Origin of the sequence: Kosakonia sp. MH5, from assembly GCF_009935945.1 — a bacterium.
In the GTDB taxonomy this organism is placed as follows: Bacteria; Pseudomonadota; Gammaproteobacteria; order Enterobacterales; family Enterobacteriaceae; genus Kosakonia; species Kosakonia radicincitans.
In genome coordinates this window covers 1-1,105 of record NZ_QODH01000038.1, presented here as the reverse complement: position 1 = coordinate 1,105, position 1,105 = coordinate 1, and the positions used below count along the sequence as shown (strand labels likewise).

Annotated in this window: 1 protein-coding gene; it reads left to right on the top strand. The window is 54.1% G+C overall.

Annotation, left to right across the window (positions count from 1 at the left end):
• On the top strand, nt 1-1,104 hold a 1,104-nt coding region (gene tuf, locus DK872_RS27205; RefSeq protein ID WP_051644100.1), incomplete at its 5' end, for an elongation factor Tu.
• Nucleotide 1,105 lies beyond the last annotated feature (1 nt).

The window sequence follows — 1,105 nt, the reverse complement described above, 5'->3', positions numbered from 1 at the left end:
CTGACTGCTGCAATCACTACCGTTCTGGCAAAAACCTACGGTGGTTCTGCCCGCGCATTCGATCAGATCGATAACGCGCCGGAAGAAAAAGCTCGTGGTATCACCATCAACACTTCTCACGTTGAATATGACACCCCGACCCGCCACTACGCGCACGTAGACTGCCCGGGGCACGCCGACTATGTTAAAAACATGATCACCGGTGCTGCGCAGATGGACGGCGCGATCCTGGTTGTTGCTGCGACTGACGGTCCGATGCCGCAGACCCGTGAGCACATCCTGCTGGGTCGTCAGGTAGGCGTTCCGTACATCATCGTGTTCCTGAACAAATGTGACATGGTTGATGACGAAGAGCTGCTGGAACTGGTAGAGATGGAAGTTCGTGAACTGCTGTCTCAGTACGATTTCCCGGGCGACGACACGCCGATCGTTCGTGGTTCTGCTCTGAAAGCGCTGGAAGGCGAAGCAGAGTGGGAAGCGAAAATCATCGAACTGGCAGGCTTCCTGGATTCCTACATTCCGGAACCAGAGCGTGCGATTGACAAGCCGTTCCTGCTGCCGATCGAAGACGTATTCTCCATCTCCGGTCGTGGTACCGTTGTTACCGGTCGTGTAGAACGCGGTATCATCAAAGTGGGTGAAGAAGTTGAAATCGTTGGTATCAAAGACACCGCGAAATCGACCTGTACTGGCGTTGAAATGTTCCGCAAACTGCTGGACGAAGGCCGTGCGGGCGAGAACGTGGGTGTTCTGCTGCGTGGTATCAAACGTGAAGAAATCGAACGTGGTCAGGTACTGGCTAAGCCGGGTTCAATCAAGCCGCACACCAAATTCGAATCAGAAGTTTATATCCTGTCCAAAGATGAAGGCGGCCGTCACACTCCGTTCTTCAAAGGCTACCGTCCGCAGTTCTACTTCCGTACAACTGACGTGACTGGCACCATCGAACTGCCGGAAGGCGTAGAGATGGTAATGCCGGGCGACAACATCAAAATGGTTGTTACCCTGATTCACCCGATTGCGATGGACGATGGTCTGCGTTTCGCAATCCGTGAAGGCGGCCGTACCGTTGGCGCGGGCGTTGTGGCAAAAGTTCTCAGCTAAT